This window comes from Massilia sp. MS-15 (assembly GCF_020176695.1).
Taxonomy (GTDB): Bacteria; Pseudomonadota; Gammaproteobacteria; order Burkholderiales; family Burkholderiaceae_D; genus Telluria; species Telluria hydrophila.
On sequence record NZ_JAIWIA010000036.1, the window covers coordinates 119847 to 139268 of the forward strand.

The 19422-nt window shown below is 70.6% G+C and carries 13 protein-coding genes and 1 pseudogene; 4 read left to right on the top strand and 10 right to left on the bottom strand.

All coding sequences use genetic code 11. The annotated features are described in order from the left end of the window. Window positions 1-137 precede the first annotated feature (137 nt). Both LCI23_RS15055 and LCI23_RS15060 read left to right on the top strand, forming a co-directional pair. The gene (locus LCI23_RS15055; RefSeq protein WP_224947262.1) at window positions 138-1889 is read left to right on the top strand and encodes an ABC transporter ATP-binding protein; all 1752 of its coding nucleotides are present in this window, start codon (window positions 138-140) and stop codon (window positions 1887-1889) included. A 22-nt stretch (window positions 1890-1911) separates the two neighbouring features. After that, window positions 1912-3669: an ABC transporter ATP-binding protein gene (locus tag LCI23_RS15060; RefSeq protein ID WP_224947295.1), complete on the top strand. Its 1758-nt coding sequence runs from the start codon at window positions 1912-1914 to the stop codon at window positions 3667-3669. Between the two features lie 325 nt (window positions 3670-3994). Here LCI23_RS15060 and LCI23_RS15065 read toward each other — a convergent pair. The 3 genes and pseudogenes from LCI23_RS15065 to LCI23_RS15075 form a co-directional block, all read right to left on the bottom strand. Next, window positions 3995-4600, bottom strand: a pseudogene (locus LCI23_RS15065) (DUF2243 domain-containing protein); the annotation flags it as partial. Further along, a complete protein-coding gene (locus tag LCI23_RS15070) occupies window positions 4503-6062 on the bottom strand; it encodes a hypothetical protein (RefSeq protein WP_224947263.1) in 1560 nt (519 codons plus the stop codon). The pseudogene LCI23_RS15065 and the gene LCI23_RS15070, both read right to left, overlap by 98 nt. Further along, window positions 6059-6928, bottom strand: coding sequence for an ABC transporter ATP-binding protein (locus LCI23_RS15075; RefSeq protein WP_224947264.1), 870 nt, complete (start codon window positions 6926-6928; stop codon window positions 6059-6061). The genes LCI23_RS15070 and LCI23_RS15075 overlap by 4 nt, the downstream gene beginning before the upstream one ends. Window positions 6929-7367: 439 nt before the next feature. Here LCI23_RS15075 and LCI23_RS15080 point away from each other — a divergent pair, with 439 nt between their 5' ends. Beyond that, window positions 7368-9242, top strand: a complete 1875-nt coding sequence (locus tag LCI23_RS15080) for a diguanylate cyclase domain-containing protein (protein ID WP_224947265.1) — start codon at window positions 7368-7370, stop codon at window positions 9240-9242. A gap of 20 nt (window positions 9243-9262) precedes the next feature. Here LCI23_RS15080 and LCI23_RS15085 read toward each other — a convergent pair whose 3' ends face one another. The 6 genes from LCI23_RS15085 to LCI23_RS15110 all read right to left on the bottom strand — a co-directional run bounded on the left by LCI23_RS15085 (window position 9263) and on the right by LCI23_RS15110 (window position 17660). Then, window positions 9263-9547, bottom strand: a complete 285-nt coding sequence (locus tag LCI23_RS15085; protein ID WP_224947266.1) for a hypothetical protein — start codon at window positions 9545-9547, stop codon at window positions 9263-9265. Window positions 9548-9649: 102 nt separating this feature from the next. Beyond that, window positions 9650-10468, bottom strand: a complete 819-nt coding sequence (locus LCI23_RS15090) for a zinc ribbon domain-containing protein (RefSeq protein WP_224947267.1) — start codon at window positions 10466-10468, stop codon at window positions 9650-9652. Between the two features lie 8 nt (window positions 10469-10476). Further along, the gene (locus tag LCI23_RS15095; RefSeq protein ID WP_224947268.1) at window positions 10477-14133 is read right to left on the bottom strand and encodes a tubulin-like doman-containing protein; all 3657 of its coding nucleotides are present in this window, start codon (window positions 14131-14133) and stop codon (window positions 10477-10479) included. Window positions 14134-14164: 31 nt separating this feature from the next. Next, on the bottom strand, window positions 14165-14620 hold the full coding sequence (locus LCI23_RS15100) for a hypothetical protein (RefSeq protein ID WP_224947269.1): 456 nt from the start codon (window positions 14618-14620) through the stop codon (window positions 14165-14167). Window positions 14621-14643: 23 nt separating this feature from the next. Further along, window positions 14644-16146: a hypothetical protein gene (locus tag LCI23_RS15105; RefSeq protein ID WP_224947270.1), complete on the bottom strand. Its 1503-nt coding sequence runs from the start codon at window positions 16144-16146 to the stop codon at window positions 14644-14646. A 20-nt stretch (window positions 16147-16166) separates the two neighbouring features. Beyond that, entirely contained in the window at window positions 16167-17660 is a 1494-nt protein-coding gene (locus LCI23_RS15110; protein WP_224947271.1) for a hypothetical protein, read from the bottom strand. Window positions 17661-17897: 237 nt separating this feature from the next. On the opposite strand from LCI23_RS15110, the gene LCI23_RS15115 reads away from it, so the two are divergent. Beyond that, window positions 17898-18962, top strand: a complete 1065-nt coding sequence (locus LCI23_RS15115; protein ID WP_224947272.1) for a hypothetical protein — start codon at window positions 17898-17900, stop codon at window positions 18960-18962. An 18-nt stretch (window positions 18963-18980) separates the two neighbouring features. Here the strand turns inward: LCI23_RS15115 and LCI23_RS15120 are convergent, their stop codons facing one another. After that, on the bottom strand, window positions 18981-19400 hold the full coding sequence (locus LCI23_RS15120) for a MerR family transcriptional regulator (RefSeq protein WP_224947273.1): 420 nt from the start codon (window positions 19398-19400) through the stop codon (window positions 18981-18983). Window positions 19401-19422 lie beyond the last annotated feature (22 nt).

The following is a 19422-nucleotide window of genomic DNA, read 5'->3' on the forward strand; positions in this document are numbered from 1 at the left end:
ACGCCAGGCGACGCCTGCGCGGGATTGGCAAAGCGACTACACTAGCGGGCTTCGGCCCGCTTGGCGTTTCCGGACGTGGCAAGCCGGGCCCACACTTTTCAAGGAAACGCCATGTGCCCTCGCCCAGGTGCGGCCCGATGAGCCTCGCACGCCTGATCAGCGGCTTCGTCCGCCGCCACTGGCCTGCCTATGTCTCGTCGGCCTTCATGCTGGCCGGCGTGGCCGTGTGCACGGTCCTCATTCCACGCAAGGTCGGCGCCCTGATCGACGGCCTGGCCGCCCACCGCCTCGACCAGGACGCGCTGCTGCTCGGACTGGCCCAGCTGCTCGGCCTGGGCCTGGCCATCTACGTGCTGCGGGTCGGCTGGCGCATCCGCCTGTATTCCGCCGCCTACAACCTCGGCGTCGAGCTGCGCACGCGCCTGTATGCGCGCCTGGCCAGCCAGGGTCCGGGCTTCTACCAGCGCCAGCGCACCGGCGACCTGATGGCGCTTGCCACCAACGACATCGACGCCATCGAGATGGCGGCCGGCGAAGCCATGCTGGCTGGCTTCGACGGCAGCCTGACCCTGGTGATGGTACTGGGGATCATGACGCTCGGAGTCGATCCGCGCCTGGCCGCCGTGGCCCTGCTGCCCTTCCCCCTGATGGCGTATGCCTTCTGGCGCATCTCGCGCCAGGTCCACACTGCCGAAGCCGACGCGCTGAAGCGCTTCTCGGCCCTGAACGACCATGTGCAGGAATCGCTCACCGGCGTACGCACCCTGCGCGCGATCGGCCTGGAAGCGCGCAGCAGCGCGCAGTTCAGCGAACTGGCGGGCCAGGCGGCCGACGCCAGCCTGGCTGCCCAGCGCTGGGAAGCGGCCTACGAACCGGCCGTGGGCCTGACCCTCACCGCCGCCACCGGCCTGACCCTGGGCCTGGGCGGCTACCTGGTATGGCACGACGAGCTGACGGTGGGCGCGCTCACCAGCTTCTCGATGTACCTGGGCCAGCTGATCTGGCCGATGTTCGCGGCCGGCTGGGTGCTGTCGCTGATCGAGCGCGGCCGCGCCGGCCTGGCGCGCCTGCAGCCGCTGCTCGACATGCCGCTCACGGTCGAGGACCACGGCACGCTGGAACAGGTCGGGCGCGGTCCGCTCGTGCTGGACCGGGTCCGCTTCGCCTACCACGACGCGCAGCAGCCGGCGCTGGACGATGTCTCGCTGCGCATCGAGCCGGGCCAGACGCTGGGCCTGGTCGGCCCCACCGGCGCCGGCAAGTCGACCCTGCTGCGGGTGCTGCTGCGCCAGGCCACGCCGCAGGCCGGCGCGGTATCCTGGGCCGGCCAGCCGCTGGACGCCTACCGCCTGGCCGCGCTGCGCGCCGCCATGAGCTGGGTGCCGCAGGAATCCTTCCTGTTCTCGGCCACCATCGCGGAGAACATCGCGCTGGCGCGCCCGGGCGCCTCGCGCGCCGAGGTGGAACAGGCGGCCAGGATGGCCTCGATCCACGACGACATCCTGCGTTTCCCGCAGGGCTACGACACCCCGGTGGGCGAAAAGGGCATCACCCTGTCGGGAGGCCAGCGCCAGCGTGTGGCGATCGCGCGCGCGCTGCTGGCCGACAGCGCCCTGCTGCTGCTGGACGACGCGCTGTCGGCGGTGGACACCGGCACCGAGACCCGCATCCTGGAACACCTCGAGGAGCTGCGCCTGGCGCGGCCGGAACGCGCCGCCGTCATCGCCAGCCACCGCCTGTCGGCCGTGGCCGGGGCCGACCGCATCGTGGTGCTGCGCGAGGGCTGCATCCTTGAGACCGGCACCCACGACGAACTGCTGGCGCTGGACGGCTGGTATGCCAGCCAGTGGCGCTACCAACAACTGGAGGCCAGCATTGACGCCGACTGACGCACACACCGAGACGCAGCAGATGCGGGCCCAGGCCAGGCAGGCGGCCGGCCTGCTGCGCCGCGCCGCCGCGCCCGACCGGCGCCACCTGGGCTGGGCCACCTTCTGGCTGGCGATCGCCGCCGGGCTGGAAGTGCTCGGCCCGCTGCTGGGCAAGGCCCTGATCGACGACCACTTCCTGACCCGCCGGCTGGACTGGCCGCGCATGGCGCTGCTGCTCGGCGGCCTGGTCGTCACCGGCTGGGCCTCGTCCTGGATCCGCTACCTGCAGCTGATCCGGCTGTCGGGCCTGGCGATGCGCTCGGTGCGCCGCCTGCGCGAATGGGTGTACGGCCACGTGCTGCGCCTGCCGATGGCCTTCTTCGACCGCGCCATCACCGGCCAGCTGGTCAGCCGGGTGACCAACGACACCGAGGCCGTCAAGACCCTCTACATCCAGGTGCTGTTCGTGATGCTCGACTCCAGCATCGTGCTGGTCGGGACCCTGGCCGCGATGGCCTGGCTCGACTGGCGCCTGATGCTGGTGGTGCTGGCCCTGGTGCCGGCGGTGGTCGGCATCGTCTGGCTCTACCAGCGCCTGTCGGCGCCGGCCGTGACCCGCGCGCGCGCCCTGCGCAGCGACATCAATGGCCAGATCGCCGAGTCGATCGGCGGCATGAGCGTGCTGCAGGCCAGCAATGCGCAGATGCGTTTCGGCGAGCGCTTCCTGACCACCAACCGCGCCCACTATACGGCGCGCCTGGCCGAACTGCGCGCCAACGCCCTGCTGCTGCGGCCCGCGCTCGACCTGCTCAACGTGGTGCTGCTCACCATCGTGATCTTCGGCTTCGGCCAGCGCGAACTGGGCGCGGTGGAAGTCGGGGTGCTGTACGCCTTCATCAGCTACATCGCACGCGTGGTCGAGCCGCTGATCCAGATCACCATGCAGTTCAGCGGCCTGCAGCAGGCGGTGGTGGCGACCGCGCGCGTGGCCAGCCTGCTCGACGAAAGCGGCGCCGCGGAGCACGCCGCCGGCCGCATCCAGGACGATGCCGAGTTCGACCCGCGCGCACCGGCGGTGCGGGTGCGCGGCCTGAACTTCGCGTACGTGCCGGGCCAGCGCGTGCTGCACGATCTCTCGCTCGAGATTCCGCAGGGCGCCTTCTTCGGCATCGTCGGCCATACCGGCAGCGGCAAGTCGACCCTGCTGTCGCTGCTGCTGCGCTACTACACACCGGACGAAGGCAGCATCGAGATCGCCGGCATGCCGCTGGCCGCGATCGGCAACGAGCGCTTCCGCAACGAAGTGGGCCTGGTGCCGCAGGACCCGTTCATCCTGGCCGCGACGGCGCGCGAGAACATCGACATGGGACGCGGCCTGCCGCAGGCGGCGATCGAGGCGGCGGCGCGCGCGGCGCACGCGCACGGCTTCATCGCGGCGCTCGAACAGGGCTACGACACCCAGCTGGGCGAAGGCGGCTCGCGCCTGTCCGCCGGCCAGAAGCAGCTGCTGGCGATCGCGCGCGCGCTGGCCGGCCAGCCGCGCATCCTGCTGCTGGACGAAGCCACCTCGCGCATCGACAGCGCCACCGAGCAGATCGTGCAGGAAGCGCTGGAAGAACTGCGCGGCAAGGTCACCATCATCGCGATCGCGCACCGCCTGTCGACCATCCGCGCGGCCGACCGCATCGTGGTGCTGAACCACGGCCGCCTGGCCGAGGCCGGGTCGCACGAGGAACTAATGCGCATCGAGGGCGGCCTGTACCAGCGCCTCTACCTGCTGCAGCAGATCGCGCTCTAGCCTGCCAGGCGCGGCTCCAGTTGAAGCAGCCGGCCGGCACGCCGGCCCCGCTCACCAGCCAGGCGCCGTGCCGGTAGAAGTCCCAGCGCCGCTGCGGCGCCACCGCCACCACGACCACGCCCAGCGCACGGTCGCTCCAGACCAGGCGCGCGTCGAGCGCCGCGTACACCGCGCGCGGCGTGGTGCCGGGGGCAAAAGCGACCGTGGCAAAACCGGTCTGCGCCGGCGGCAGCAGGGCCCAGGCGCCGGCGCCCGCACTCACGGCCGCCAGCGCCAGCAGCGCGCTCGCACCGGGCAGGCCTGGCCCGCCAGCGCGCTGGCGCAGGCGCCAGCCGAGCAGCAGCGGCGCGATGCCGAACAGGGCCAGCCACAGCAGGTCCCACAGCAGCGGATCGTCGCTGTCGACCCGGATCCGGTGGATCTGCAGCAGCCAGTGCGAGAGCAGCGTATCGACCACGTGCCACAGGCCGAAGCCCACCAGCAGCGCCCCGAGCAGCGGCCAGCCGCGGCTGGCGGCGCCGGCCCGGTGCTGGCGCCACAATCCGGCCAGGCCGGCCAGCGCGACCAGGTACATCAGCGCATGGAACCAGCCATCCCACAGCACCTGCAGGCGCAGGTCATCGACGCCGGGAACCAGGCTGAGCAAATGGTGCCATTGCAGGATCTGGTGCAGCAGGATGCCGTCGAAGAAGCCGCCCAGCGCGAAGCCGAGCACGGCGGCCCAGCGAAACCACGGTGTTTTCCACATCGTCATCACCTCGGATCGACCCAGCCCCCGGAGAGTATAGCCCGCTGCGCCGGCGCGCCCTGCACGCCACGGCGCGGGCAAGGGGTCACCCCCGGGCGCGCCGGCTCCAGCCGATCCCGGCCGCCAGCGCCGCCAGCCCGGCCGCGAGAAAGGCGAGCGCCGAACGCGCGGTGGCGTCGCCATGGAAGCCGACGACGTCGAGCATCGGCATGCCCCTGGCATTCACCATGACGTACAGGCCGAACAGGAACAGGCCGAGGAACAGGCGCGGCGTGCGGCTCAGCTGGCCGAATAGCGCGGCGCAGCCGGCCAGCGCCACCAGGCCGGCCAGGGCGGCGCCGGCGCGCACCGGTTCGGCCACGCTCCAGCGCAGCAGCACCGGCGCGACGAACAGCGTGCCCAGCAGCAGCGCAGCGCCCCACTGGCGCAGGAAGCGGCGCCCTTCGCCGCCCGGCACGGCGGCGCCCAGGGCCGCACAGCCGCAGGCGGCGTCGCGCGTGCTGCAGTCGCTGCACAGGATGCCCCAGTAGGCCACGGCGCCCGCCAGGACACCCGGCAGCACGGATGCCGGCAACAGCAGGCCGCCGGCCAGGCAGGCACCGAGCATGGCGATGGCGCTGGGCGCGCTGGCCAGCACCAGGCAGGCTTCGGCCAGCACCTGGCCGGGCAGGCCGGGCAGGCGCGCGGCCAGGCGCAGCAGGGGCTGCACGGCGCGCGCCAGCGGGCGCAGCCAGCCGTCCAGCACGGCCAGTGGCGAGCGCCGCCGGCGCGCCTTGCCGGCCTTGACCCGGTCCGGCGAAAAACGGTGGAACAGCAGCACCGCCGGCAGCAGCGGCAGCAGGGCCAGCAGGCCGGACAGCAGCCGCTCGCGCGCCGCGCCTGCGCTCCACATCCATTGCGGCAGCTCCACCGGCGCCAATGCGGCCTGGAAGGGCATCATGCCGATGCCGAGGGCGGCGGTGTCCGCGTGGCCGCGCAGGCTGGCCAGGGCCGCCGACATGCCGGTGAAATCGGCCAGCGCCAGCAGCGGGTCGGCGCCGCCCTTCTCCACCGCGGCGCCGATCGAGAGCTGGGCCATCCACAGCACGAAATACAGCAGGTCGCCGGCCTTGCCCATGAGCGGACTCCAGCTGTCGCACAGCACGGCGCAGCTGGCGGCGAACATGGCCATCGGCAACAGCATCAGCACATAGGTCTGCAGGTAGACCAGCGGCTGCAGCGGGCCGTCGCCGCGCAGCAAGTGGCAAACGAAGGTGGTCAGCATGAAGCCGCCCAGCAGCAGCACCAGGAAAGCGAGGGCGCCGAGCCAGCGGCTGGCCACCAGCAGGCTGTTGCCGGCCGCGCTGGCGCCGATCACGCCGCCGATCCCGCTGCGCAGGTCTTCGCCGGTGCGCCCGCGCGCCAGGTAGAAGCCCGCCAGGCTGAACAGCAGGCTGGCCATGGTGGCGCTGCCCATCGCCAGCGCGGAACTGGTGTACAGCACGCGCGCATCCTCCAGCACCATCAGGGCGCGGCCGCTGCCGGTATCGGTGATCATCGCCCAGCTCACCGCCACCACCGCCAGCAGCGCGGCCAGGGTGGACAGGCGGCGCAGGCGCAGCCTGACTTCGTTCGCCGCCAGCACGTACACCTGGCCCGCGCTCATGCCGCCTCCGCCTGCAGCGCGTAGCGCTGCGCCATCAGCGCTTCTTCCAGGCTCGGCTCGGCGGCGCGCGCGCCCAGGCAGGGCAGTTCCGGATGCGCGATGCGCAGCAGCATGCGCCCGTCCTGGCGCTGCGCCTGCAGCACCTGCACCCGCTCCCGCAGCGCGCCATAGTCGGCCTCGGCCACGCTGGCGCTCCATACCTGGCCGCGCGCACGCGCCAGGATCGCGTCCGGCGTCTCGTGCGCCACCAGGCGCCCGGAACGCATGACGGCCAGCTCGGTCGCGATGCTCTCGACGTCCGACACGATGTGGGTGGACAGGATCACCAGCTTGCCCAGCCCCAGTTCGCCCAGCAGGTTGCGAAAGCGCAGGCGCTCTTCCGGGTCGAGCCCGGCGGTGGGTTCGTCGACCACCAGGATGTCGGGGTCGTTCAGCAGGGCCTGGGCGATGCCGAGCCGGCGCCGCATGCCGCCCGAGAACGAGGCGGCCGGGCGCTGCGCCTGTTCGTGCAGGTTGACCAGTTCCAGCAGGCGGCGGATGCGGGCGCCGTCGCGCACGCCCTTGAGGGCCGCGAAGTACTGCATGAATTCGAGCGCGCTCAGGTTCGGATAGACGCCGAAGTCCTGCGGCAGGTAGCCGAGGCGGCCCCGGATCGCTTCCGGCCGGCGCGCGATGTCGGCGCCCTCGAACAGGATCTGGCCGCTGCTGGGCCGGGCCAGGGTGGCGATCATGGCCATCAGGGTCGACTTGCCGGCGCCGTTGTGGCCGATCAGGCCGACCACGCCCCGGCCAAGGGAAAGCGTCACCCCGTCCACCGCCTTCAGGTCCTTGCCATAGCGTTTCGTCACCGCGCGCAGTTCCAGCATGCCGTTCTCCCCGTCTCCGTATCGATGGTGGTGTGTTGGTGAAGCGACTATAGGAAACGGGCCGCAGGCCGCTCAAGGGATTTGCGACAGGGAGTCGAAAACAGGGGGCGAAGCTCGCGCCGGACGGGTTGGCCATCCCTTGCCCAACTCATGCCCGACTCATATGTATCATTTTAGTGACAAGCAATTCGAAATCTAATTTCTTTACTGCAACAAGCATATAATGGTTTTCGATACAAACCCGGATGTCTATCAGCCTGCGTTCCGAGACCAGTTCATGCTTCGCCTTCCATCCCGCATGTCGTCACGCCAGCGGTGCCTTGCGCTTGCGCTGGCGCTGTCCATTGCGTCCTCCGCGGCCGCAGGCGCAGACACGCAGCCACTGGCCCAGCGGCTGGAGCAGATTCGCGAGGTCAACCGCTTCGTGCCGGAGCGCGCCATGCCGATGCTGCTCGCCATCGAGCAGGAAGGCCGCGCCGCGCCGCTCGAGCTGCGGATCGAATTCCTGAACCAGCTGTCGGGTGGCTACGACGGCCTCGGCAAGCTGGACGAGGCGCTGGCGGTGGCCGAGGAACTGGTGGCCCTGGGACGCAGGCACGGCCACAACGGCGCGATGGCCAAGGGCCTGCTGCGCAAGGCCTACATGGCCTACCGCCATGCCGAACTGCTCGATGCGCACCAGCTGACCTGGGAAGCCGAGCGGCTGGCCAACCAGACCGACGACGTCGAGCTGAAAGTGCGCGCCACGATCGCGGCCGGCGATGCCTTCACCGAGCAAGGCAATTTTCCGAAAGCGCTGGAGCGCCTGCAGTCGGCCGCGGCGCTGGCGCGCAAGCACGGCGATCCGACCCAGATCGTCATGTCGCTCAATGCGCTGGTCGAGCTGTACGGCCAGATGCGCGAATACGACAAGGGCTTCGAGACCCTGGCCGAAGCGGTGGCGGCGGCGGAGAAAGCCCGTTCCCCCGGACGCATGTCGACCCTCAAGCACGCCGAATACTCGCTGGCGGCGGCCACCGGCCAGTACCAGCGCGGCCTGAAGGCGCTGCTGGACAGCCTGGCGATCGAGCGCTCGATCGGGGCCGACTCGATGGTGGCCTACACGCTGGCGAACCTGTCGGACTGCTACCTGAAACTGCGCGACTATGCCAACGCCGCCGCCTACGCGGAACAGTCGATCGTGGCGGCGCGCGCCCTCAACGACGCCGGACTGGAAGCAACCGGGCGCCTGAACCTGGGCCAGGCCTACCTGGCCACCGGCCGCCTGGTCGACGGCAAGCGCCACATCGAGGCCGGCATGTCGGCCTACGAGAACCTGGGCGACCAGCCCGAGCTGCAGGCGGTGCTGGTCGAGTACGGCCAGGCGCTCGAGCGCGCCGGCGACCTGCCGGGCGCCCTGCGCGCCTACCACCGCGAACGCAAGATCTCGAACGAGCTGTTCGAGCGGCGCCGCCAGCGCGCGGTGCTCGACCTGCAGGAAAAATACGAGACCGAGAAGAAGCAGCGCCAGATCGAGCTGCTGCGCAGCGAAAACGAAGTCAACCGCCTGCAGCAGCGCGTCTGGTGGCTGCTGGTGGCTGTGTTCGCACTGGCCTCGGTGGTGGTCGGCCTGCTGTACCGCAAGGTGCGCCATACCAACGCCCAGCTGCACGAAAAGAACAAGGAACTCAAGCAGCAGAGCGTGCGCGATCCCCTGACCGGGCTGTACAACCGCCGCCACTTCCTCGACTACATGCGCACCACGCCCCAGGCCCTGGTCCAGGCCGGCCCGGACCAGTGCGGCGCGCTGTTCCTGCTCGACGTCGACCACTTCAAGCACATCAACGATACCTTTGGCCATGCCGCGGGCGACGCCGTGCTGACCGCGATCTCCAACAGCCTGGGCGAGATCCTGCGCGAGACCGACATGATCGTGCGCTGGGGCGGCGAGGAATTCCTGGCCTTCCTGCCGAGCATTCCGCGTTCCGGCCTGGACGAGGTGGCGCAGCGCATCCTGAGCGGCATCTCGGCGGTCGCGGTGGCGCATGGCGAGCACCGGCTGGCGGTCAACGTGTCGATCGGCTTCGCGCCCTTCCCGCTGTCCTGCGGCGGCGTGGCGCTGCCATGGGAACGTGCGGTCAACATCGTCGACATGGCCCTGTACATGGCCAAGTCGCACGGCCGCAACCGTGCCTACGGCGTGCTGGGCTTCGCCGACCCGGCCCAGGTGTGCATGGAAGACATCGAGCAGAACCTGGAAGGCGCCTGGCGTGCCGGCAAGGTCAAGATGTCGGTGGTGCTGGGCAACCAGGCGAGCGCCGTGCAGGCCGCCTGAACGCGGTACGCGGCCGGCCGCTAGTCCGCCGCATCCTGGATTTTTTCGCCGGCGTCCTCGACCTTCCTGCCGACTTCCTCGGTGGCCCGTTTCAGCCCGCCCTTGGCGTCCTGGGTGGCATCCTTGATCTTGTCGCGCGCCTCGCGCGCGGCGCGGTCGGCCTTGGCCAGTTCATTGTCCAGCTGGCGCGTGACCTTCGCGCCCGCGTCGTCGAGCGCCTTGCCGGCGCGCTGGGCCGGACCGACCGCTTCTTCCTCGCGGCTGCAGCCTGCCAGAGACGCCAGTATCAGGAGCGTGCCCAACATGCCTGTCTTCGTGCGTGTTTTCATATGGAACCCCGCCTGTCTGCTTGCCAGAAAGGATACACCGCCCGCCGCAAACGCGGCTGACGTTTCAGGCCAGCCGCCTCACTCCCCGCGCGTAGGATCGGCCAGCGGGTGGTCGCGCGCATCGAGGATGTCCTGCCGCAGCGTGCGGCTCTGCGTGTCCTCGCCCCAGCGCTTCGTGAATGTCGCCAGCCGCGCCAGCGCCTTGTCGTAGGAACGCGCGCGCCGCAGTTTGTCGACCGCGGCGCTGGTATCGCTCCAGGCCCGGGCGCGCTGTTCGGCGCGGGTGCAGTCGGCGGCGGCCTTGTTCAGCGACTGCTGCACCTGGCGCAGCTGCTCGGGCGTGGCGCGTGTGCGGCGCAGCGCGATCAGCTCGTCCTGGGCGTCGCGCGCCTTGCATTCCACCGCCAGCGCCACTGCCCGGTCCATGCGCCGCTCGATGCGCGTGCCTTCCGGACGCACGCTGAGCCAGATGATCCAGAGCGCGGCGAGCGCCAGGATCCACCAGCGCAGGCGGATCGGGGCGCGCCGCGGCGGCGGCGCGGCCGTGGGCTCCGCGCGCGCGTGGCGGCCGACGCCGGGCGGCGGCGGTATGCCTGGCGCATGGCGCGACGCCGGCGGCGGCTGCGTGGGCGCCGCCGGTGCCGGGGAAGGCGTGGCGCCGGCCGCCGCTGCCGGGACGGCGGCAGGGGCAGGCACGGGTGCCTGCGCCGGTGGCGCCGGGGCCGGGGCCGGCTGGGCCGGCGCCTGCACCGCTGCCTTGGCCAGCACCGGCGCGTCCGCGACAGGCAGCGCGGCCTGCTGGGCCGTGCCGCACCACGGGCAGAAGTTCACCCGTCTCGGCATCAGACGCCCGCAGTGCGGGGCGATGCAGCGGTAGACCGTGTCCTGGTGCGCCATGCCGTCCTTCATTCCGGATCGGGAACGCCGTCACCGGTATCCTCGGGGTCGGGCACCGGGTCATCGAGCAGCGCGGCCAGTTCCGGCAGCGCGCCGACCGTGCTCCACTTGTCCAGCCGCGGGTTCCAGGCCATGTTCCAGGCGCGCGTGGCAGCGTCGATCTCGCCGCGCGCGGCCTGGCGCGCGATGTCCTCGAGCGTGAACGGACCACGCTGGGCACCCTGCACGAACAGCTTGTAGCGCGCCGGAACCTTCGCCAGGTCCACCGGCGCGTCAAGCCGCTGCGTGGGCGCCGCGCGCCGCTGCAGCAGCACCGCCGCCTGCTCGTCGCTGGCCAGGTACTCGGGCAGGATCACGCGCTTGTCCACCGGCCGCTCGACTTCCCAGCTGTAGGCGTCGCTGGCGGAATCCGGCACCGTCTCGGTCCAGGTGGCGATGCCGGCCAGCGCGGTCTCGATCTGGGCCGGCGACAGGCCCGGGTCGAGCGCGGCGGCGCGCCGGATCCAGGCGTCGTACAGGCGCCGCGCGGTGATGTTCGGCAGCGAAGGCGACGGCAGCTGGGCCCCGGTCTCGTCCACTTCCAGGCGCGGCTCGTACACGCGCAGCTGGTAGTGGCGCATCAGGGCCGCCAGCAGCAGCAGCTGGTGCGGGCCCGCATTGGCCAGGCGGTGGCGCACGGCCTGGATTACGCCGTCGCGGTAGTACGGCGGCAGGCCGTTCGAGCGGATCGCGTATTCGTTGCCGATCTGGAGCCATTCGCCCGAACCCGGCTCGACCTCGAACAGGTACTGGCCGCGCGGCTGGAAGCTGGCCTCGCGGTCGCCCAGGTCGGGCTTGCGGCGGATGACGCCCAGCGCGATCGCCTCTAGGTACCACTCGTAGTCGTCGGCCAGCCGGTTCAGCTCGTCCATCGAGGGCGACAGCGGGTGGCGGAAGCGCGTGGCGTCGAAGTGCAGGTGGGTCGGGATCTTCGGGTTCTCGATCTGGTACGAGGCGCGCCAGGTCGGCAGGCCGCGCAGCACCGTCATCGGGAAGCCCGACAGCTCGATGTAGCACACCGCCTTGCCCGGGATGCCGGTGTTGACGATGGAGACCAGGTCGCCATGGAAGTACCCGGTCGGCACCGCGGCCCGCAGTTCCAGCTCCATCCGGCGCCAGGCGCCGACGTCGCCGACGCCGATGAAGCACTTGAACTGGTCGGCGTTCGGCGTGAACTCGGCCGAGAAGCGCGCATTCACCCAGGGCATGGCACTGCGGATCCATTCGGCGAACACGCGCTGGCGCTCCTGGGGCGTCATGCTTGACAAGCGTTCGAGCAGCGGATCGACTGGCTCCGGCTGCTCCAACTCCTGGCTGGACAGCTGCAGCTGGGCGCGCCGGAACAGTTTCAGCAGCAGGTCGGCGCGCAGGCGCTCGTCGCCCAGCTGCGGGAACAGGCGCGCCGAACCGCCGAATTCCAGCAGCACTTCCTCGCTCCAGGCGCCGACGTCGCCGGTCAGGCGCACGGGCGGCGGCAGCGTGTCGCCGGCCAGCTTGATGTAGGTGGCATGCTCCTGGCGCGCGTCCGCGCGCAGCTGGCTGATGCGCTGGTCGGCGGCGGCCAGCATGGCCGCCACCATCCGCCGTCCTTCCTGGAATTCGCCGGCGATGCCGCTCCACTGGGCATTGCCGTATTCGTCGGTGGACTGGGGCTCGCCCAGCCAGGACGACATGTTGCGCATTACCTCGATCGACTGGCCGGCCGCCACCGCCAGCAGGTGGAAGCGCAGGTAGTCGGCGATATCGCGCTTGAGGTGGTGCATGACTTCGCGCGCCTGCGGCTCCTTGCCGAACAGGCGGCCGGCGGCCTGCGACAGGTTGTTCAGCGATTCCTCGACCTGGCGCGTGCGCAGCGCGTCGCGGATGTCGCGGTAGCGGCGGCTGTTGCGCTCGGCATTGCCGAGGTCGCGCTGCGACAGGCGCGCCTTGACCTGTTCCAGCAGCGACAGCACGAATTCCAGGCCGCCCTGCTTGCGGTCGTCCAATAGCGCGTACAGGCGCTCCCGGACACGGGTCTTCAGGCGCACTTGCTGTTCACCCGTCATGCGCTTGATGCGGTCCTCGCTGGTCTCGGCGGTGGCGCCGGCCTCGCGGATCGCGTCGCGCTCCAGCTGCGGCAGCAGCTCGGCCACTTTTTCGCGCCACAGCTTGATGTCGTAGGAGGCCATGATGCGGTCGACCTCGAGCTGCACCTTGCTCTCGACGCGCTCGAGCAGCGAGCGGCCGTCCTTGTCCAACAGCAGCGTGTTGGTCAGCGCATACTCGGTGAACGGGGTCACGTCGACGGTGCCCTTGCGGAAGTCCGGGAAGGCGTCGAAGGGGCGCTCGGCCATTTCCATCTGCTCGCGCATGAAGCTGTCGCGCTCGGCGTCGGCGGCGCGGCGTGCCAGGCCGCCCTCCCCCCGCCCGTCGCTACTGACGAGGCCAAAGAAGGCCTTGACCATTAATCCGGCCAGCTCGTAGGCACGGATGTCGTCGCGCAGGCTCTGCTGGGTATCGAGCACCGCCTGGCCGAAGGCGGAATAGGCCTTGGAATAGGACAGGCGCATGTCGCCGAAGCGCTGCTCCGGCACCCGCGGATTGTAGGGCCCGAGCTTGTGCTGCTGCTGGTTGACCGCCACCGAGCGCTTGCGGTTGGCGAAATCGGCCGAGGCGAAATCCTCGAACAGGGTATCGGCCACCATCTGATACACGTCCTTGATGTCGGCCGTGGCCTTGTTGGCGAGGTTGGCGGTGTCGACGAAGTACACGTCGTCGTAGGGCGCGCCACGGCCCTGGATGCTGTCCGGGTCCATCCAGTGCACTTGCGCGTTCATGTCGCGCATCGCCGTTTCCAGCTCCATCAGGGTGGCGTAGGCGTTGGCCTCGGTACGCTCCTTGTTGGCCTTGGCAAAGCCGCCCGGCATCAGGAGCACCAGGTCGACCTGGCTGTCCGAGACTTCCTGGCGCGCGATGGCCTTGGACAGCCAGCCCAGGTCCAGCACGCTGCCGGCACCGGTGCCGCCGGCGCAGGAGGCGATCACGACGATGCGGAACTTCGAGGTATCGACCTGCAGGCCCAGGCGCTGGTAGTTTTCCTTGCGCTCGATCCCGGCATTGCTGGCCAGGCCGTTGAGCGCACCCTTGATGCGCCCGCGCAGCTTGGGGTACTTGTCGTACAGGTAGAGCCGGGCCAGCGCGCGGATCTGCCCCGCCCCCTTCGACGGGTCGATGCCGAGCGAGCGCAGCTTCTTCGGCCGCAGCGGCATCCAGCTTTCGATCAGCGGAAAGCGCGCCAGGCTGTCGTCGGACTCGTGGTATTGCGGCAGGTCGAGCGGTTCGACCAAGCGCTCCACGTCGCTCAGCTTGACCAGTTCGAACCAGGGGTCGGTGCGCTGCGACTTACCCTCGTCGATCACGGCATTGTTATCGAGGTCGAAGTGCAGGAAGCGCGCCACCGGGAAGTCGCCGATCGATTCCACGCGGGTCGGCTGGTGGCGGTTCCAGACCGCCGACAGGATGCGCCGGCGGATGCGCATCATCACTTCCATGCCGGTGCCGCCGGCGCCGATGAACAGGGTCGGGCGCAGGTCGACCTTCAGTTCGGACTTGGCGTTGACGGCTGCGGGGTTGGGAAAATCTGCCATGGTGTTCTCTTTTGTGTTCTCGTTGTCAGCGTCAGCGGCGGCCGACGAACAGGGCCGCGCCGAGTGCCACCAGGCCCACCGCCACCAGCGGTCCGGTCACGGCGAAGGTGAGGAACTTGCTGGCGTTGATGATTGCCAGCACCGCGGCGGCCGACAGAAAAGCCAGGCCCAGGAACAGCAGCCAGCCGGCGCTGCCCGCCGACGAGGGCGCCACGCGCCGCACCACCAGGTGGTGCACATAGGCGTTACGCACGAAGAAATACACCACCAGCAGCACCACGAACACCGCGGCGCCGATCGCCAGGTCGCGGCTCGAGGTGTCGGTGGCCGGTACCGGCGCGGCTGCCCCGGGCACCACCTCGACCGGGCGGGTGGCCGTGTCGGACTGGGTCTTCGGCAGCGGCTCCTGGGGCGAGGCCGATTCCTCGGGCAGCTTGAAGCCGGGATCGGCGGGTGCGGGCGCGGTGGCGGTCTGGTCTGCTTGCATGGGGTTTCCTTTCTTTTTTATTGTCAGCGGCCGAGCCGCACTTGCGCGCCTTCGCGCAGGTCGAGCAACTGGTGGCCGAACAGGGTCGTCTTCAGCAGCGCCACCTGGGTGCCGGCCTTGTCGTAGACCGGCTGCACGGTGCCGGGCCGGCCGCGCATGGTGCGCAGCTCATCCTCGACCGTGACCTGGGCCACGCGCGGGCGGCCATAGGCCCAGGCGCCCGCGGCCGCCGCCGCCAGCAGGGCCGCCGCCAGGCCGCCCAGGGCCGCGAGCGGACCCATGCCGTAGTGCACCCGTACTTCCAGCGGCAGCACTGCGTTCGAGGCCTGGATCGTGGCGGGCGGCGTGAAAATCTCGGGCAGGGGATCGCCCGGGAACAGGGCCGCCATGCGTTCGCGGAAGGCCTGCGACAGCACCAGCCGCTGCTGCGCCAGGTGGAGCTCGATGCGGCCCGGCAGAACATAGGCCGAGCCGGCCGACTTGAGCGCCGCCAGCGACCATTTGTCGGGCAGCTGCGCCACCGGCAACTGCATCGTCGAGCCCAGCGGCAGCGGCTGGCCTGGCGCCAGGCCGTTCACGCGGCTGCTGGCCAGGGCGATGGCGCGCGCCTCGCCCGCCAGCACCGAGCGCGCCCCCAGCGTGGCCGAGGCGATGGTGTAGGGGTAGATCGTGTTTTCCAGGTTCCAGCGCACGCTGGCGCGCGGGGTGCGCGCATCCGGATCGACGTCGGCGCGCAGCGCGCCGCCCGGCGCCTGGGAGAAGGCCACGCCGGGCGCGGCTTCCACCTGCACCGGCACCAGGCGCACGGTGTCGCGGTCGAGCGGCTTCAGGCGCGCCGGGCGCTCGGTGATCACGCGCGCGATGCGGCCCGAGGCCAGCAGGGCGTCGAGCGCCCGGCCGCCTTCGGGGCCGACCGCGAAGGCATACACCATCAGGCCGTTGGCCCGGTAGTGCCGGCCCTGCACCGGCATGCGCAGCGGGAAGGCGACCACCCGGTCGATCGCGGCGCCGCGATGGATCAGTGCATAGAACTCGCGGTTGCGCGCCGCGGTGGCCTGGTCGTTGTTCGGGCTGTTGCGGTTGTTGGTAACGAGCCAGACGATGCCCGGCTTGCCGGCCAGCGCGACCTTCATCGCCGCCTGCACCGCTTCGCCCAGGTCGGTATCGGTCAGCGCCGTGCTGTTCGGCTTGCGCGCCGTGTCGAGCCCAGCCAGGGCCGCGTTCACGCGGCGCCGCACCGTGTCGCCCTCGGCCTTGAGCGAGAGCAGTGCCTTGGGCGAGGGCGCGCCGGGCAGCGACTGGTTGAAGGAGGCCAGTACCAGGGCCTCGCCCGGCTGCACCACGGCGCCCGCCAGCGCCCCCACCAGCGGCTTGAACGGCGACTGCGGATCGCTGTAGAAGGGTTCCATCCAGCCCGAGTTCTGCACCAGGATCACGTGCGGCGTGGCGTGCGCGCCGGCGGCCGCGCACAGCAGCGCCAGGCTGGCAAGAACGCGGACCAGGACGGGGCGCAGGATCGGCATCATTGCGCCTTTCATTGCGCCCTTCATTGCGCTTCTTCCAGGCGCCAGCCGCGCATCAGGTTCCAGTCCGGATGGTGCAGCCACAGGCAGCCGTCATACACGAAGGGCTGGCAAGCCAGGGGATGCGAGAGGCGGATCACCTCGTCGAGGATCACGTTGCGGCGGCCGATCCATTCGACCGTGGCGCGCGCGATGACGCGGCCCTGGCCGCGCGCTTCCAGCGCCTCCTCGGCGCGGCCGGTGTACTTGTGCAGCCGGAGCACCAGGCCGCTCGGCTGGCTGCGGTTGTTGTTGAAGGCGCGCAGCAGCGGCAGCACCAGCGTATCGTCCTGGTTCTGGTCTTCCACGTGCTCGCCGGACCAGGGCTCGTCCAGCACCGGATGGCCGCGCCGGAACAGGAAATTCGCGAAGCCCAGGCGCGCGCCGTCGATCGGCATGCGCTGCGGCGCCTTGCTGCCCAGTTCGAGGAAGGAATAGCCCTGGCCGTCGTGCCCGATGTGCCACAAGCGCCCATCCCGGCTCTGGGTCGGGCCGCCGAAGTCCAGGCGCGGCTGCCAGCCGGGCGGCCAGGGCGTGAACAGCGGCGCCGCGCCCGGGCGCCAGGCCAGCTCGCCGCCTTCGTGCAGCCAGAACAGGCGGCCGTCGTAGCCGATCGGGCGCGACCAGCCTTCCCCCGGCACGTCGGGACAGGCGAATTCCTCGACCGCCCCGGTATCCGGACGCGCGCTCCACAGGCGCACCCTGCCCTCGAACAGCGCCAGGCAGGCGAGATGGCGGCGCATGGTGCCGGGCGCGGCCACCAGCGGCGCGTCCAGCACCGTCTCGGTGCGGTAGCTTTCGCTCACCGGATTGATCCAGAGGCGCTGCAGGCCGGCGCTGGTTGGCACGATCGCGACCTCGCCGCGGCGCGGCTCCGCCACCGGCAGCCAGGCATAGCAGGATGCGGTGAAGGCCAGGCTGGCCGCGCCTTCGTCGGGCGCCAGCACGTGCCACAGGGCGGCCGCCGGGTCCCAGTACTGCAGCACGCCGCGGGTATGGGCCAGCGCCAGCAGGCGCTGTTCGGGAAAGCCGTAATGGGCGGCGGCGAACACGCACAGCGCATTCGGCGGCGCCGGCATGGCCAGGTCGGGGCGGCCGGGATGCGGCGCGGCCGGGCGTTCTTCCAGGCTGTCGCCGAGCGGCAGCGAGGTCACCGGCAGGCCGTGCGGGACGTGGCGCGGCAACAGCGATTCCCCGCCCGGCCCCCACCAGCCCGGCTGGCGCGCGGGCGTGCCCGGCAGGCGCCGCAGCGGCTTGCCACAGTTCGGGCAGAACGCGAAGCCTTCCGGATAGATGGGCGCGCAGCCACAGGCGCTGGGCAGCGAGGCGCCGAGCAGGCGCGCCACGTCGGGCAGGCGGCCACGGGCCCCGGCCTGCCAGTCGACCAGGCCCAGGCCTTCGCTGGCCAGCAGCGCGAACTCCCCGCTGCGCTCGTCTTCCTGCCAGACACTGGCAGGGGTTTCCCATCGATATGTCATGCGTCGCCTTGCACCGTGCCCCGTTCGTCGGAGTGTGATGTGAATGCAGCCTGGATGGCTATTGTTGTTGCTCAAATCATAGCGCCGGCCACTGCCGCGCGGCGCGCCGTACACAAGGTAGCGCGTCCTGACCCCGCCAGGCTCAATAGCAGAGCCGAAATCGGCCCTGGCCCGGGAACTTCTGGCCAACGTACGTATAATGGCGCCGATTTCCGCCCAATTCCGCCGAACATGCATATGCCCGACACGCCCGCCCCCACCGTCCTGCCGGCCCAGGCCGAGCTTCCCGCCCACGCCGTCGATGCCGCCGCCAGCCACCTGGGCGACATCCTGGCGATCGCGCTCGAGCACGGTCCGGCGCAGGAGGCACTGGTGGTCTACGACGAACGCACCGCCCTGGCGCGCGCGCTGCTGGCAGGCTACCGCCGCAAGCTGCCGCAGGCGCGCTTCCTCGACTTCGACGCCTCCACGCCCGAGGCGGTGCTGGCCGCCTTTCGCGGCATGGCGCCGCGCGACCTGGTGGTGCTGGTGCAGTCCACCAACTTCCGCCTCGATGGCTTTCGCATCCGGGTCGAGCTGTTCAAGCTGGGATTGAAGGTGATCGAGCACGTGCACCTGTCACGCATGCCCGGTGCGCAGTCCGAGCACTACATCGAAGCGCTGGCCTACGATCCCGCTTACTTCCGCGGCACCGGACGCGCGCTCAAGGCCCGCATCGACGCGGCGCCGCATGCGCGCGTGGTGGGCGGTGGCGAGACCCTGTATTTCAGTTCGCCTTTCGAGCCGGCCAAGTTGAACGTGGGCGACTACAGCGACATGCACAACGTCGGCGGCCAGTTCCCGATCGGCGAAGTGTTTACCGAAGCGCTCGACCTGGAAGCGGTGCACGGCCGGGTGCAGGTGCACGTGTTCGGCGACACCAGCTACCGCTCCAACCACCCGGACCTGCCGGTGACCCTGGTCGTCGAGCGCGGACGCGTGGTCGGCACCGAGAACGCGACCCCGGCCTTCCAGGAAGTGCTGGACAGGATCAGCGCCGACGAAGGCGAAGTCTGGGTGCGCGAACTGGGCTTCGGCCTGAACCGCGCTTTTACACGCGAGCGGCGCGTGGACGACATCGGTACCTACGAGCGCATGTGCGGCATCCACCTGTCGCTCGGCGCCAAGCACGGCGTGTATCCGAAGCCCGGCTTCAAGCGCAAGGATGCGCGCTACCACATCGACGTGTTCGCGGTGACCGACGCCGTCTACCTGGGCGATGAGCGCGTGTACGCGGACGGGCACTGGACCTGCGGCGCCTGATTTCTCGGCGCGCTTGCATCACATTGCGCGTTTCCTGATCGTTCGAGCTTTCCTTCGGGCGGGCTCGCTGGGGCCTGCGGGCTTGCGCAGCGGACAGGCGTCCAGCGGTTCGGCCAGGCGCTGCGCCAGCCCTGCCCGCAGTTCGGCCAGTCCGGCGATGCGCGTATCGATGTCCGCCAGCTTGCGCTCGAGCGCGGCGCGCAGCTCGGCAGCCGAGGTCGCAGGGTCGAGCAGCAGCGGCATGCCGGCCTCGATTTCGGCCAGCGTGAAGCCGAGCGACTGGGCGGTGCGCAGGTAACACAGCCACTCGACCGCCTCGACCGGATAGTCACGGTAGCCGTTCTCGCGCCGGCGCGCCGTCAACAGGCCGCGCGCCTCGTAGAAGCGCAGCGCGTCGCGGCTCAGCCCTGTGGCGGCCGCCAGTTCTCCAATTTGCATGGCACGTTCCCGGAAATCGCTT